We start from the raw sequence: 13,442 nt of genomic DNA, 5'->3' as shown, positions 1-13,442 counted from the left end.
GAGGCAAAAACAGCCGCCATTGTACCGACCGCGTCAGTACTTATCCACATGTAGGTGATCAGTCGAACGGGATAAATCAGATATTCAGCTACCATCAAGCCGACCAATGGCATGTGCATAAGCTCTGTGGATAACCCGGCCTCAGCCCGTTGCATAACCCAGGCCTGAAATCTGTGGATAAGCGGCCTGTGGATAAAACACCATTCCACACACAGGTTTTCCGACAGCGCAGCACAGGCAGAGCACCGTTTCTCGACAGTGTTGTCATTCTCTGTACATCTTGATTTAAAAGGCTCTCAGCAGGTTATCCACAGTGAAGGGCTTGCCTTGCTTTAATAAGCTCTATAAAGAAGCTTTAAATACTTCTCTTCTTTATTTTTATATCTGGGCATGACGCAAAACCTCAGGTCCCTGGGAAAAGTGATCCAGAACCGGTTACATAACTAAATGAAGGAAACGCTGGTTGGAAATTGACCTAGAGGCTTGCTTTCTCTAGAATCCCCGGTCTCTTAAAACGGGGGCCATTCCGGCCCGTTGTGGACGAACCAGGTAACACGCCATGAAACGTACTTTCCAACCAAGCACTATCAAACGCGCTCGCACTCACGGCTTCCGTGCTCGCATGGCCACCAAGAACGGCCGCGCCGTACTGTCGCGTCGTCGCGCCAAAGGTCGCGCGCGTCTGGCAGTTTGATAATCCGGCACTGGAGGTGAGTCAGGACTTCAGTCGGGAAAAGCGTTTGCTTACCCCCCGGCATTTCAAGGCAGTCTTTGACTCCCCTACCGGCAAGGTTCCGGGGAAAAATCTCCTGCTCCTTGCGCGCAATAACGACCTTGATCATCCCCGTCTGGGGCTGGTTATCGGTAAAAAGAGCGTCAAACTCTCCGTTGAGCGCAACCGCTTGAAACGCCTGATGCGCGAATCATTTCGCCACCACCAAGACAACTTGGTCGGGTGGGATATTGTGATTGTCGCGCGTAAAGGCTTGGGTGACGTAGAAAGCCCCGAATTGATTCAGCATTTCGGCAAGCTATGGAAACGCCTGGCACGCAGCCGGCCGGCTCCAGAAGCAAAAACCGAAACTGCAGGGGTAGATAGTACCGATGCGTAAACTGGCACTCGTTCCGATCCAGTTCTATCGCTATGCCATTAGCCCGCTAATGGCCAGTCACTGTCGTTTCTACCCCAGTTGCTCCTGCTACGCGTATGAAGCCATTGAAAATCATGGTCTTCTGCGCGGTGGCTGGCTGACCTTTCGTCGCTTAGGTCGCTGTCATCCGTGGAATCCCGGTGGTTATGACCCGGTTCCGCCTGTCCCTACCTCCCGTTCTTCTTCGATGGCCGAGTAATCATGGATATTAAACGCACGATCCTGATCGTCGCCCTGGCAATCGTGACCTATGTCGGGGTTCTGAAATGGAACCAAGACTACGGCCAGGCCGCCATGCCGACTCAGAATGTTGCTGCCAGCACCCCTGCACCGGGTATTCCGGACACGGCTACTGGTGCAAAACCTTCTGCGAGTGCCGATGTTCCTAGCGCAAATGGCGAAGTGGCTGCACCGCTGGAAACTCCAGTAGCTGTCAGCAAAGACCTTATTCAGGTCAAAACCGATGTGCTCAGCCTGGAAATCGATCCAGTCGGCGGCGATGTCGTTCAGCTGAGGCTGCCACTGTATCCACGTCGTCAGGACCATCCTGACGTGCCATTTCAGTTGTTTGACAATGGCGGCGAACGTACCTTCCTGGCGCAAAGCGGCCTGACTGGCAACAACGGTCCCGATGCACGCCCGGCTGGTCGTCCGGTTTACTCGTCTGCACAGAAGAGCTATCAACTCGCCGATGGCCAGGAAAATCTGGTTGTCGACCTGAAGTTCACCGACAACGGTGTCAACTACATCAAGCGCTTTACCTTCAAGCGCGGTTTGTACGATCTGGTTGTGAGTTATGAAATCGACAACCAGAGCGCTCAGCCTTGGTCGGGCAACCTGTTTGCCCAACTGAAACGTGATGGCAGCGATGATCCTTCATCCACAACTGCCACGGGTACCGCGACCTATCTGGGTGCCGCGCTGTGGACAGCCGGCGAGCCTTACAAAAAAGTGTCGATGAAAGATATCGACAAGGCTCAGCTCAAGGAAACCGTACAGGGTGGTTGGGTTGCATGGTTGCAGCACTACTTCGTAACCGCGTGGATCCCGAGCAAGGACACGGCCAACGCTGTTCAGACTCGTAAAGACAACCAGGGCAACTACATCATCGGTTTTACTGGCCCGGCTGTAACTGTTGCACCGGGTAGTAAAGGCGAGCTGAGCGCCACGTTGTATGCGGGTCCGAAAAGCCAGGCAGTGCTGAAAGAGTTATCCCCAGGTCTGGAATTGACTGTCGACTACGGCATCCTGTGGTTTATTGCACAGCCTATCTTCTGGCTGCTGCAACACATCCACGCCATTGTGGGTAACTGGGGCTGGTCGATTATTTTCCTGACCATGCTGATCAAGGGTCTTTTCTTCCCATTGTCGGCAGCCAGCTACAAATCCATGGCTCGCATGCGCGCAGTTGCACCAAAACTTGCAATCCTGAAAGAGCAGCATGGCGACGATCGTCAGAAAATGTCGCAGGCAATGATGGAGTTGTACAAGAAAGAGAAGATCAACCCGCTGGGTGGATGTTTGCCAATTCTTGTACAAATGCCGGTGTTCCTGTCGCTGTATTGGGTTCTGCTTGAAAGCGTCGAGATGCGTCAGGCACCGTGGATTCTGTGGATAACTGACTTGTCGATCAAAGACCCGTTCTTTATCCTGCCCATCATCATGGGCGCTACCATGTTCATCCAGCAGCGTCTGAACCCGACTCCGCCGGATCCGATGCAGGCCAAGGTCATGAAAATGATGCCAATCATCTTCACGTTCTTCTTCCTGTGGTTCCCTGCTGGTCTGGTTCTGTACTGGGTTGTGAACAACACCCTGTCGATCGCTCAACAGGCATACATCACTCGCAAGATCGAAGCGGCGACCAAAAAAGCCGAAGCTTGATCTAACCTGTGAATAAGTATTACAAGGCGCCCCCTAGTGGGGCGTTTTGCTATCCGCTATTTGTCCTGGAGCCGGACCATGAATGCCCCACGTGAAACCATTGCAGCCATCGCCACCGCCCAAGGCCGCGGCGGGGTAGGCATCGTGCGTATTTCCGGACCTCTTGCCGCCAAGGCCGCCTCAGCTATCACAGGCAGAACCCTGAAACCGCGATTTGCGCACTACGGTCCGTTTGAAGATGGCGCCGGGCACGTTATTGATGAGGGGATTGCGCTTTATTTTCCGGGCCCTAATTCGTTCACAGGCGAAGACGTTCTCGAGCTTCAGGGGCACGGTGGTCCCATTGTTCTGGATATGCTGCTGCAGCGCTGTCTCGAATTGGGCAGCCGTCTGGCCAGACCCGGCGAATTCAGCGAACGCGCTTTCCTTAATGACAAGCTGGATCTGGCACAGGCCGAAGCCATCGCTGATCTGATTGAGGCCAGTTCCGCACAGGCTGCACGCAATGCATTGCGTTCATTACAGGGCGCGTTTTCGCGCCGTGTGGATAACTTGACTGAGAAGTTGATCAGCTTGCGTATCTATGTCGAAGCTGCGATCGACTTCCCCGAGGAGGAAATTGATTTCCTGGCTGACGGTCACGTGCTATCCATGCTCGACGCGGTACGAGACGAGTTATCCACAGTGATGCGTGAGGCCGGGCAAGGTGCCCTGTTACGGGATGGCATGACCGTAGTGATCGCCGGACGTCCTAACGCGGGTAAGTCCAGCCTGCTGAACGCGCTGGCGGGTAAAGAAGCAGCCATCGTTACAGAAATTGCGGGCACCACCCGGGATATTCTTCGTGAACATATCCACATTGATGGCATGCCCCTGCACGTCGTCGATACTGCCGGGCTGCGCGATACTGAAGATCAGGTTGAGAAGATTGGAGTACAGCGTGCGCTGAAGGCTATCGGCGAAGCTGATCGCGTGCTGCTGGTGGTGGACGCGACTGCACCTGAGGCACTCGATCCCTTTTCGCTATGGCCAGAGTTTTTGGAGCAGAGGCCGGATCCAGCCAAAGTCACCTTGATCCGTAACAAGGCGGATCTGAGTGGAGACACCATCCAATTGCAGACCAGTGCTGATGGCCACGTCACCATCAGTTTGAGTGCCAAGTCTGCCGGTGAAGGCCTGGATTTGTTGCGCGAGCATCTCAAAGCCTGCATGGGCTATGAGCAAACCTCGGAGAGCAGCTTCAGCGCTCGCCGACGTCACCTGGAAGCGTTGCGCCATGCAGGTGACTCGCTTGAGCACGGCAGGGCCCAGCTGACATTGGCAGGAGCGGGTGAGTTGTTGGCAGAAGATCTACGCCAGGCTCAACAGTCTCTGGCGGAAATTACCGGCGCATTCAGTTCGGATGATCTGCTTGGCAGGATTTTCTCCAGCTTCTGCATCGGAAAATAGATAAGGAGCGTTGGCCACTGGGGATAACTCGGCAGTAGCCAACTTATCCACAACGCTACCAGTTATAGCTGACGGTTCCCAACAGCGTCCGGCTGTCTCCCCAGTAACAGCGTCCCGCATCGTTGCATCCCGACACGTATTCCTTATCGAAGAGATTCTTGGCGTTTAGGTCCACTGACCAATTCTTGTCTATCTGGTAGCCAATATTGGCGTCTACCAATGTCACGTCGCCCGCATCGAGTTTGCCGTATAGCGTCGTTGGGGTGTAGGAGAAAGTGCTGTCGAAATAACGGATGCCTGTCCCAACATGCAACCCGTTCAGATAGCCGTTCAGGAAACGGTATGTAGCCCAGGCTGATGCCTGATTGCGCGGAACGCCGGTGATCTGGTGCCCTTCAATGAGTGAACCTGGAGCATCTTTGATCACTTTTGCGTCTGTGTAGGAATAGGAAGCGGTGATATTCAGGTTTTGGCTGATATCACTGTTGATCTCAAGCTCAACGCCTTTGGAGCGACTTTCCCCAACCTGTCGGTAACTGGCACTGGTCGTATCGAAGTAAGTGTCGTCCTTCTTACGCAGATCGTAGACGGAAGCCGTAAGGGAGGTGTTCCAACCGCGAGGCTCGTATTTCAAACCCACTTCATACTGGCTACTGGTAATAGGGTCCAGCGGAGCACCGCCGTTGGATATCTGTTGCACAGGAACAAAAGCAGTCGAGTAGCTGACATACGGTGTCAGGCCGTTGTCGAACTGGTACATGACCCCGCCCTGGTAGGTGAACTTCTTGTCGCTGGCGCTAAGGTCGCCAGCCGGGGCCAACTTGTTGCGGAAGTCACTGTCGACCCAATCCTGACGGCCACCCAACAAGAAGATCCATTGGTCGTATTTGCTCTGGATCTGCCCGTACACCCCCTGCATCTGTTGTTCAAGAAGCGTGTTCTGTACAGGAATGGATGTCACTGGATCCCCCGCGTAAACGGGATCATAGATGTTGATGCGGCCAGCGAAGCCGGCATCCCAGTCCTGGCTGAATGATGTGCGGTCAACACTTACCCCAAACAGGACGGTGTTCTCCAGACCACCGCTGTTGAATTTACCTTCCAGTTGGTTATCCAGTGAGTAAACCATTGATTTGTTATAGCGATCATAGGCCATGACATTCAGCTGGGTACCGAACCCGGCGTTGTCGAGACTCCCTGGCCAGGTCTCATGCCGCGTGATGCGCGACTGCATGTATCGCGAGTTCTGCCGGAATTGCCAGTCATCGTTGAAGCTGTGGCTGAACTCATAGCCAGCACTCCACATTTCACGTTCGAAAGTGTTCCAGTCCGGAACGCCGAGCATTGTGTCCTTGTCCAGCTTGCCATTCGGGTTGCGCAACAAAGTGCCCGCAGCAGGCAATCCCAACTCCATATTGGTGTGGTCTTTCTGATAGCTGCTCAGCAGAGTCAGGCTGTTGTAATCATCGAAATTCAACGTCAGCGAAGGTGCGATGTAGAGTCGATCATCGGGGACGTGATCTGTCTGTGTGTCAGCATTACGCCCGAGCATGACCACTCGCCCCAGAACATTACCGCTTTCATTCAAAGGGCCGGAGATATCCACACCCAATTGCCGACGGTTGTTGGAGCCGTAGCTGAGCTGGACATCGCCCTGGGAATTGTCGGTCGGCCGTTTACTGACCAGATTGACCAGACCGCCTGGCGCATTTTCGCCGTAGAGAATCGACGATGGCCCGCGGAATATCTCGACTCGTTCAAGTCCGTAAGGCTCAGTGGTGGTGTCATAACGATTGCCCTGCACACGCAAACCGTCACGCATCAAGCCATAACCGTAGTCGGTGGCATTGAAACCCCGGATGAAGAACAGGTCGCCCGCCAGGTTGTCACCCGCAGCGAAAGGCGGCGCAAAAATACCCGGCACATAACCTAATGCCTCTGTAAGAGTCTGGGTTTTCTGATCCTTCATGCGTTGCGCAGTGACTATCGAAACCGAGCGTGGTGTTTCGGCAAGTGGCGTGCTGGTTTTAGTTCCCACCCGACTGTTTTCAGCCTTGTAGCCACGATCCGGTAACTCGAAACCACCGGATTGGGTGCTGTCTATGTTCGTCGGCGATAAAACAATCGACCCATCATCAGACACGGATTGCAGGACATAGCTGCCAGGAGATTGCGCGACTACCTGCAGCTTCGCCCCCTGCAGCAGGGCCGAGAAACCTTGTTCTATTGAATAGTTACCGCGCAAGCCCGGGCTTGTGCGGCCGATTGTCTGTTGCGGAGAGAATGAAAGGATCACATGGGAAGCCGACGCGAACTGATTCAATGCGCTATCCAGCGGCCCCGCGGCGATGTTGTAGTTTTGAACAGCAGAGGCAGCCATGACGCTGGTGGTTGTCACTGCGCACCCAATGCCACCGGCCGCCAGCAGCAAGCTATAGCCAATACATTGTCGAGAAAGGTGCTGCCGGGCATGGAGCGGAAGAGGTGGGAAGCGCATTGTTATTAAAGACCCCGAGGTGATGAATTCGCATTTACCTGTAGGGCCGTGCCTGAACTAAAAAAGATAACCCTCGCTGAGAAAATTTTTTCAGCGTCAGACGATACGCTTCACAGACACCCAATAACGGGTGAAGTAACTCACCCGAATAGGAAGCGTCGCTTGTAGATTGGCCAGGACTGCTTCTGTAGCGTCCACACGAAATGCACCAGACACCCGCAAGCTGGCTGCCTGTTCATCGCACTGCATTACGCCGGGGCGATATCGGGCCAACTCCTTGATGACATCCCCCAGCCGCGCATCCAGAACAACTAGCTGGCCATCGAGCCACGCCGTCTCGGCCTGTGGATAAATACGGGTTGGGCCAACCCCTTCAGTGTAGAAATCCACCCCTTGACCCACTGTTAACAGGCTCGGCGAGGTTAATGAACGGGCAGGCTGAATGCTGACGCGATCCTCCAGCACCCCGACTCGAGTGCCATATTCCATTTGCCTGACAACGAATCTGGTACCAAGAGCCTGCACTCTTCCGTCTCGAGTTTCGACATAGAACGGCCGGGTATCCCCTAGCTTGCCGGTACTAATCATAATTTCACCGTCACGCAGGTGGATCAGCCGCTGCTGGCTATCAAATGCAACGTCTATCGCAGTATCGGTGTTCAGCTCGACTTGAGTGCCTTCCGCCAGCTCTACATGTCGACGCTGACCCACCGGCGTGCGGTAGTCAGCTCCCATATTTTTCAGCGCAGTGTGTTGTTGAATATTCCAGCCAGCATAGCCGGTACCTGCCAAAGCCAGCATTAACTTGAGCACCTGCCGACGTTGCTGAGGGGCAGATAAAACGCGGCGGGTCAGGTCAGGAGACAAGCCGCCAAGGCCTCGTTGCAGTTGCTCCATGCGTTCCCAGGCAATCCGGTGGGCAGGGTCGCTTTCCAGCCAGCGACGCCAGGCTGTCTGGTCTTCCTGAGTCAAAGGTTCACTCTGAAAGTGCACATACCAACTGGCGGCAGCCTCGAATACCGTGCGGTCTGGGACGGGGCTCACGACATCTGCGCCACGAGCATCGTGCATTCAGTAAGGGCGCGGATCATGTGCTTTTTCACCGTCGTCAGGGACACCTTTAACTGAGTCGCGATCTGTTGATAAGTCAGCCCATCAATCTGCGAAAGAACAAAAATGTGCTTGGTGCGGGGCCCAAGATCGCTCAACGCTTTATCCACAGCCATTAACGTCTCAATGATCAACGCCTTGTCTTCTTCGCTGATCACCGTAGTTTCCGGCCTGTCCGCCAGTGTCTGCAGGTAAGCCTGTTCAATCGCCCTGCGCCTGTAACGGTCAATCACCAGTCCGCGAGCCACCGTAGCCAGGTAATCACGTGGCTCACGTATGGGCGCGGTATTGGTAGAACCAAGAATACGAACGAAAGTGTCCTGGGCTACATCGGCGGCATCGCACGCGTTGTTCAGTCTGGCCTTAAGCCAGGCGTTCAACCACGAGTGATGCTGCTCATATATGCACTGCACGGCGACCGTATGGGAGTAGGAGGGCATGGCGACAAGGTATGTGAATGATAATAGCTATTATTAGCTTTTGTCTGGGGAACTCACAATAGCTGTGTTTTAACCATTTCAGTCATCGCTTGAGGCCTGGTTTTTTCACTCGACAATGCCTTGGCTCGATTACATCGCTCACCAGCCCATCAATAAGTGTGGTTGCCCGGCATGGATTGGAGCAAATTTCGTACATTAAGCTCTGTGGATAACGCCCGTTAAGGTCGGTTGATAACAGGGGTCGAAATCTGAGCATAACCCCCTCTGTGGACAAGTAGGGTTTTAATCCACAGGCTAAAGACGGTTATCCAGAACCCTCCCGAGCACATGAACACAGACTTTTGAATCTCTGTACACATTGAATTAATTGGCCTGTAGCAATCTATCCACAGAAAATAGGTTCTGTATAAATAGCATTTAAAATAAGGTTTTATAAATCTTCTTTCTTTTTAATTTCTATATCTGAGACTTTTCCACAGCTGGTTAATTTTTGTGCAACGGGTTCCTTTCAGGGGGGGTAAGTCCCTATACTTGTCAGCTATCCCAATTCCCCATCTAGAACAGGCACGAGGTGCGTGGTGGATTTCCCTTCCCGTTTTGAAGTGATCGTCATCGGTGGCGGTCATGCCGGTACCGAGGCCGCACTGGCGTCGGCACGTATGGGTGTAAAAACCCTTTTGCTGACCCACAACGTGGAAACACTGGGTCAGATGAGCTGCAACCCGGCTATTGGCGGGATTGGTAAAAGCCATCTAGTCAAGGAAATCGACGCCTTGGGCGGCGCTATGGCTATGGCCACGGACAAAGGTGGTATCCAGTTCCGCGTGCTGAACAGCCGCAAAGGCCCTGCAGTCCGGGCAACTCGTGCACAGGCAGACCGTGTTCTGTACAAAGCGGCAATTCGCGAAACCATCGAAAATCAGCCGAACCTGTGGGTATTTCAACAAGCCTGTGATGACTTGATCGTTGAGCAGGACGAGGTACGCGGTGTAGTGACCCAAATGGGTCTGCGTTTCATGGCCGATTCGGTTGTGCTGACGACCGGTACCTTCCTGGGTGGACTTATCCACATCGGAATGCAGAATTATTCGGGCGGTCGCGCTGGCGATCCACCTTCAATCGCGCTGGCACATCGTTTACGTGAGTTACCGCTGCGAGTGGGTCGCCTGAAAACCGGTACTCCTCCGCGTATCGATGGCCGTTCGGTCGATTTTTCGGTCATGACAGAACAGCCGGGTGATACACCGATTCCGGTCATGTCGTTCATGGGCTCCAAGGAGCAGCATCCATCGCAAGTCAGTTGCTGGATTACCCACACCAACGCCCGGACTCACGAAATCATTGCGGCCAACCTTGATCGTTCGCCCATGTATTCCGGCGTTATCGAAGGTGTGGGTCCACGCTATTGCCCATCGATCGAAGACAAGATTCATCGATTTGCCGACAAGGAAAGCCATCAGGTTTTCATCGAACCTGAAGGCCTGACCACGCATGAGCTGTATCCGAATGGCATTTCGACTTCGTTGCCGTTTGACGTGCAATTACAGATCGTTCGTTCGATTCGAGGCATGGAAAATGCCCACATCGTGCGCCCTGGCTATGCCATCGAATATGATTACTTCGATCCACGCGATCTGAAGTACAGCCTCGAAACCAAAGTCATCGCGGGTCTGTTCTTCGCAGGACAAATCAACGGTACGACCGGTTACGAAGAAGCCGGTGCTCAAGGTTTGCTGGCCGGGACCAATGCCGCTCTCCGTGCCCAGGGCAAGGAAAGCTGGTGCCCGCGTCGCGATGAAGCGTACATAGGCGTGCTTGTGGATGACTTGATCACGCTGGGTACCCAAGAGCCGTACCGGATGTTCACGTCTCGTGCCGAATACCGCTTGATTCTGCGTGAAGACAACGCGGACTTGCGCCTGACCGAAAAAGGCCGCGAGCTGGGTCTTGTCGATGATCAACGCTGGGCTGCGTTCTGCGCCAAACGCGAAAACATCGAACTGGAAGAGCAGCGCCTGAAAAGCACCTGGGTACGTCCGGGTACTGAGCAGGGCGATGCCATCGCCAGTCATTTCGGCACGCCGTTGACTCACGAATACAACCTGCTCAACCTGTTGACCCGACCGGAAATCGACTACGCCAGTCTGGTTTCCCTCACTGGCCATGGCAGCCCTGATCCGCAAGTCGCTGAACAGGTTGAAATCAAGGCTAAGTACGCGGGTTACATCGACCGTCAGGTCGACGAAATCGCCCGTTTGCGGGCCAGCGAAGACACCAAACTGCCGCAAGACATCGATTACATGACCATTTCCGGTCTGTCGAAAGAGATCCAGAGCAAGCTGGGGATAACTCGTCCGGAAACGCTGGGGCAGGCTTCGCGAATCCCGGGCGTTACGCCGGCAGCGATTTCGCTATTGATGATTCACCTGAAAAAACGCGGCGCTGGCCGTCAGTTGGAGCAAAGCGCTTGAGTTCTATGGTCACCCCGCAACACGCCGAAGAGTTATCCCGAGGCGCTCAGGAACTGGGTGTAGAACTCAGTGAAAGCCAGCACTCACAGCTGCTGGCCTACTTGGCCCTGTTGATCAAATGGAACAAGGCTTACAACCTGACTGCGGTGCGCGACCCGGACGAAATGGTGTCCCGTCATCTGCTCGATAGCCTGAGCGTGGTGCCATTCATCGATGGCGAACGCTGGTTGGACGTTGGCAGTGGTGGCGGCATGCCGGGTATTCCATTGGCGATCCTGTTTCCGGAGATGAAGATCACCGTGCTGGACAGCAACGGCAAGAAAACCCGGTTTCTGACCCAGGTCAAACTGGAGCTCAAGCTGGATAATCTCCAGGTTATCCACAGCCGCGCCGAATCTTTTCAACCTGAACAACCGTTTACCGGGATCGTTTCCCGTGCGTTCAGCAGTCTGGAAGACTTTACCGGGTGGACCCGCCACATGGGCGACACCAATACGCGATGGCTGGCGATGAAAGGCCTGCATCCGACCGATGAACTGGTAGCATTGCCCGCAGATTTCCGCGTGGATAGCGCACAAGCCTTGACCGTACCGGGTTGCCAAGGCCAACGCCATCTGCTGATACTGCGCCGCACGGCATGACTGGGAACACAAGCAAGCATGGCTAAGGTATTCGCGATTGCGAACCAAAAAGGTGGTGTGGGTAAAACCACCACCTGTATCAATCTCGCAGCATCGCTGGTCGCTACCAAGCGCCGCGTATTGCTGATCGATCTCGACCCTCAGGGCAACGCCACGATGGGCAGTGGTGTGGATAAACATGCCCTGGAAAACTCGGTTTATGACGTTCTGATTGGCGAATGCGACCTGGCTCAGGCCATGCAGTTCTCTGAACATGGCGGCTACCAGCTACTGCCCGCAAACCGGGACCTGACGGCTGCCGAAGTTAATCTGCTCGAAATGAAGATGAAGGAGAGCCGCCTGCGCAATGCGCTGGCGCCGATCCGCGAGAACTACGATTACATCCTGATCGACTGCCCGCCGTCTTTGTCGATGTTGACGTTGAACGCGCTGGTCGCTTCAGATGGCGTCATTATCCCCATGCAGTGTGAATACTTTGCTCTTGAAGGTCTCAGCGACCTTGTGGATAACATCAAGCGCATTGGTGAGCTGCTCAATCCAGCCCTGAAAATCGAGGGATTGCTGCGCACCATGTACGACCCGCGTCTGAGCTTGATCAACGACGTTTCTGCGCAGCTCAAAGAGCATTTCGGCGAACAGCTGTACGACACCGTAATCCCGCGCAACATTCGTCTCGCCGAGGCACCGAGTTTCGGTATGCCTGTTCTGGCTTACGACAAGAGTTCTCGCGGTGCATTGGCCTACCTTGCCCTTGCAGGGGAAATGGTTCGTCGTCAACGGCGCGGTTCGCGCACAGCTCAGCCAACTTAAGGAAACCCCATGGCCGTCAAGAAAAGAGGTCTCGGACGTGGGCTGGACGCACTTCTGAGCAGTCCAACCGTCAGCTCCCTCGAAGAACAAGCCGTCAAGGCCGACCAGCGTGAGCTGCAGCACATCCCGCTGGATCTGATTCAGCGCGGCAAGTACCAGCCACGTCGCGACATGGATCCTCAGGCGCTCGAAGAGCTCGCCCAATCGATCAAGGCCCAGGGCGTGATGCAGCCGATTGTGGTGCGTCCGATTGGCGATAACCGATTCGAAATCATCGCTGGCGAACGTCGCTGGCGTGCAAGCCAGCAAGCCGCGATGGAAACTATCCCGGCGATGGTGCGCGATGTGCCGGATGAAACCGCTATCGCCATGGCGTTGATCGAGAACATTCAGCGCGAAGACCTTAATCCCATCGAAGAAGCAGTGGCTTTGCAGCGTCTGCAGCATGAGTTTCAGCTCACCCAGCAGCAAGTGGCCGACGCGGTCGGCAAGTCGCGGGTCAGTGTTGCCAACCTGCTGCGCCTGATTGCGCTGCCGGATGTGATCAAAACGATGCTTTCCCACGGCGACCTTGAAATGGGTCACGCTCGAGCGTTGCTCGGTTTGCCCGAAGATCAGCAGGTCGAAGGGGCGCGACATGTTGTCGCACGTGGTCTGACGGTTCGCCAGACAGAAGCGCTCGTGCGTCAGTGGTTGAGTGGAAAACCGGCAGCTGCCGAGCCGGTCAAGACCGATCCGGATATCAGCCGCCTCGAACAGCGTCTGGCCGAGCGGCTGGGCTCTGCGGTGCAAATTCGGCACGGGCAGAAGGGCAAAGGGCAGTTGGTGATCCGTTATAACTCGCTGGATGAGCTTCAGGGTGTGCTCGCCCACATCCGCTGAAACAATTGCACTGTAGCGTGTAGTCGGAAATCACTACCTGAAGGTTGAATAGGGGCTGAACCGCCCCTATACTCTGCGCGCATTTTGTCGGCACAAATTATGCCAAG

The 13,442-nt window shown here is 54.7% G+C and carries 12 protein-coding genes; 9 read left to right on the top strand and 3 right to left on the bottom strand.

The annotated features are described in order from the left end of the window. Positions 1 to 559: 559 nt before the first annotated feature. The 5 genes from rpmH to mnmE all read left to right on the top strand — a co-directional run bounded on the left by rpmH (position 560) and on the right by mnmE (position 4,484). A complete protein-coding gene (gene rpmH, locus K3169_RS29565) occupies positions 560 to 694 on the top strand; it encodes a 50S ribosomal protein L34 (protein ID WP_003213577.1) in 135 nt (44 codons plus the stop codon). Between the two features lie 16 nt (positions 695 to 710). Next, positions 711 to 1,112 carry a ribonuclease P protein component gene (rnpA, locus tag K3169_RS29560; RefSeq protein WP_099270199.1) on the top strand — a complete coding sequence of 134 codons (402 nt, stop codon included), beginning with the start codon at positions 711 to 713 and terminating at the stop codon, positions 1,110 to 1,112. After that, a complete protein-coding gene (gene yidD / locus K3169_RS29555; RefSeq protein ID WP_027901580.1) occupies positions 1,105 to 1,350 on the top strand; it encodes a membrane protein insertion efficiency factor YidD in 246 nt (81 codons plus the stop codon). The genes rnpA and yidD overlap by 8 nt, the downstream gene beginning before the upstream one ends. Positions 1,351 to 1,352: 2 nt before the next feature. Next, positions 1,353 to 3,035, top strand: coding sequence for a membrane protein insertase YidC (yidC, locus tag K3169_RS29550; protein WP_099270198.1), 1,683 nt, complete (start codon positions 1,353 to 1,355; stop codon positions 3,033 to 3,035). Between the two features lie 78 nt (positions 3,036 to 3,113). Then, on the top strand, positions 3,114 to 4,484 hold the full coding sequence (mnmE, locus tag K3169_RS29545; RefSeq protein ID WP_122398246.1) for a tRNA uridine-5-carboxymethylaminomethyl(34) synthesis GTPase MnmE: 1,371 nt from the start codon (positions 3,114 to 3,116) through the stop codon (positions 4,482 to 4,484). A gap of 55 nt (positions 4,485 to 4,539) precedes the next feature. On the opposite strand, the gene K3169_RS29540 is transcribed toward mnmE, so the two are convergent. From K3169_RS29540 to K3169_RS29530, 3 genes are all read right to left on the bottom strand, one after another. Next, entirely contained in the window at positions 4,540 to 6,981 is a 2,442-nt protein-coding gene (locus K3169_RS29540; protein WP_411567025.1) for a TonB-dependent siderophore receptor, read from the bottom strand. Between the two features lie 96 nt (positions 6,982 to 7,077). Next, positions 7,078 to 8,052, bottom strand: coding sequence for a FecR domain-containing protein (locus K3169_RS29535; RefSeq protein WP_122708565.1), 975 nt, complete (start codon positions 8,050 to 8,052; stop codon positions 7,078 to 7,080). Beyond that, positions 8,022 to 8,531: a sigma-70 family RNA polymerase sigma factor gene (locus K3169_RS29530; protein ID WP_263269399.1), complete on the bottom strand. Its 510-nt coding sequence runs from the start codon at positions 8,529 to 8,531 to the stop codon at positions 8,022 to 8,024. The genes K3169_RS29535 and K3169_RS29530 overlap by 31 nt, the downstream gene beginning before the upstream one ends. Before the next feature lie 578 nt (positions 8,532 to 9,109). On the opposite strand from K3169_RS29530, the gene mnmG reads away from it, so the two are divergent. Genes mnmG through K3169_RS29510 form a run of 4 tightly spaced genes read left to right on the top strand, consistent with a single transcriptional unit; the run spans position 9,110 to position 13,335 of the window. After that, positions 9,110 to 11,002 carry a tRNA uridine-5-carboxymethylaminomethyl(34) synthesis enzyme MnmG gene (gene mnmG / locus K3169_RS29525; RefSeq protein ID WP_099270341.1) on the top strand — a complete coding sequence of 631 codons (1,893 nt, stop codon included), beginning with the start codon at positions 9,110 to 9,112 and terminating at the stop codon, positions 11,000 to 11,002. A gap of 5 nt (positions 11,003 to 11,007) precedes the next feature. Continuing rightward, entirely contained in the window at positions 11,008 to 11,643 is a 636-nt protein-coding gene (rsmG, locus tag K3169_RS29520) for a 16S rRNA (guanine(527)-N(7))-methyltransferase RsmG (protein ID WP_099270193.1), read from the top strand. Between the two features lie 18 nt (positions 11,644 to 11,661). After that, complete coding sequence (locus K3169_RS29515; protein WP_027901588.1) at positions 11,662 to 12,453, top strand: ParA family protein; 792 nt, start codon at positions 11,662 to 11,664, stop codon at positions 12,451 to 12,453. A gap of 9 nt (positions 12,454 to 12,462) precedes the next feature. Then, the gene (locus K3169_RS29510; protein WP_027901589.1) at positions 12,463 to 13,335 is read left to right on the top strand and encodes a ParB/RepB/Spo0J family partition protein; all 873 of its coding nucleotides are present in this window, start codon (positions 12,463 to 12,465) and stop codon (positions 13,333 to 13,335) included. Positions 13,336 to 13,442 lie beyond the last annotated feature (107 nt).

Source organism: Pseudomonas phytophila, assembly GCF_025643095.1.
Lineage (GTDB): Bacteria > Pseudomonadota > Gammaproteobacteria > Pseudomonadales > Pseudomonadaceae > Aquipseudomonas > Aquipseudomonas quasicaspiana.
The sequence above is the reverse complement of the archived record's forward strand: the minus strand, read 5'-3'. Positions and strand labels throughout refer to the sequence as shown.

Coding starts and splice junctions, on each gene's coding strand:
- rpmH (WP_003213577.1), top strand. CDS start 560: ATGAAACGTACTTTCCAACCAAGCACTATCAAACGCGCTCGCACTCAC.
- yidD (WP_027901580.1), top strand. CDS start 1,105: ATGCGTAAACTGGCACTCGTTCCGATCCAGTTCTATCGCTATGCCATT.
- yidC (WP_099270198.1), top strand. CDS start 1,353: ATGGATATTAAACGCACGATCCTGATCGTCGCCCTGGCAATCGTGACC.
- mnmE (WP_122398246.1), top strand. CDS start 3,114: ATGAATGCCCCACGTGAAACCATTGCAGCCATCGCCACCGCCCAAGGC.
- K3169_RS29540 (WP_411567025.1), bottom strand. CDS start 6,981: ATGCGCTTCCCACCTCTTCCGCTCCATGCCCGGCAGCACCTTTCTCGA.
- K3169_RS29535 (WP_122708565.1), bottom strand. CDS start 8,052: ATGCACGATGCTCGTGGCGCAGATGTCGTGAGCCCCGTCCCAGACCGC.
- K3169_RS29530 (WP_263269399.1), bottom strand. CDS start 8,531: ATGCCCTCCTACTCCCATACGGTCGCCGTGCAGTGCATATATGAGCAG.
- rsmG (WP_099270193.1), top strand. CDS start 11,008: ATGGTCACCCCGCAACACGCCGAAGAGTTATCCCGAGGCGCTCAGGAA.
- K3169_RS29515 (WP_027901588.1), top strand. CDS start 11,662: ATGGCTAAGGTATTCGCGATTGCGAACCAAAAAGGTGGTGTGGGTAAA.
- K3169_RS29510 (WP_027901589.1), top strand. CDS start 12,463: ATGGCCGTCAAGAAAAGAGGTCTCGGACGTGGGCTGGACGCACTTCTG.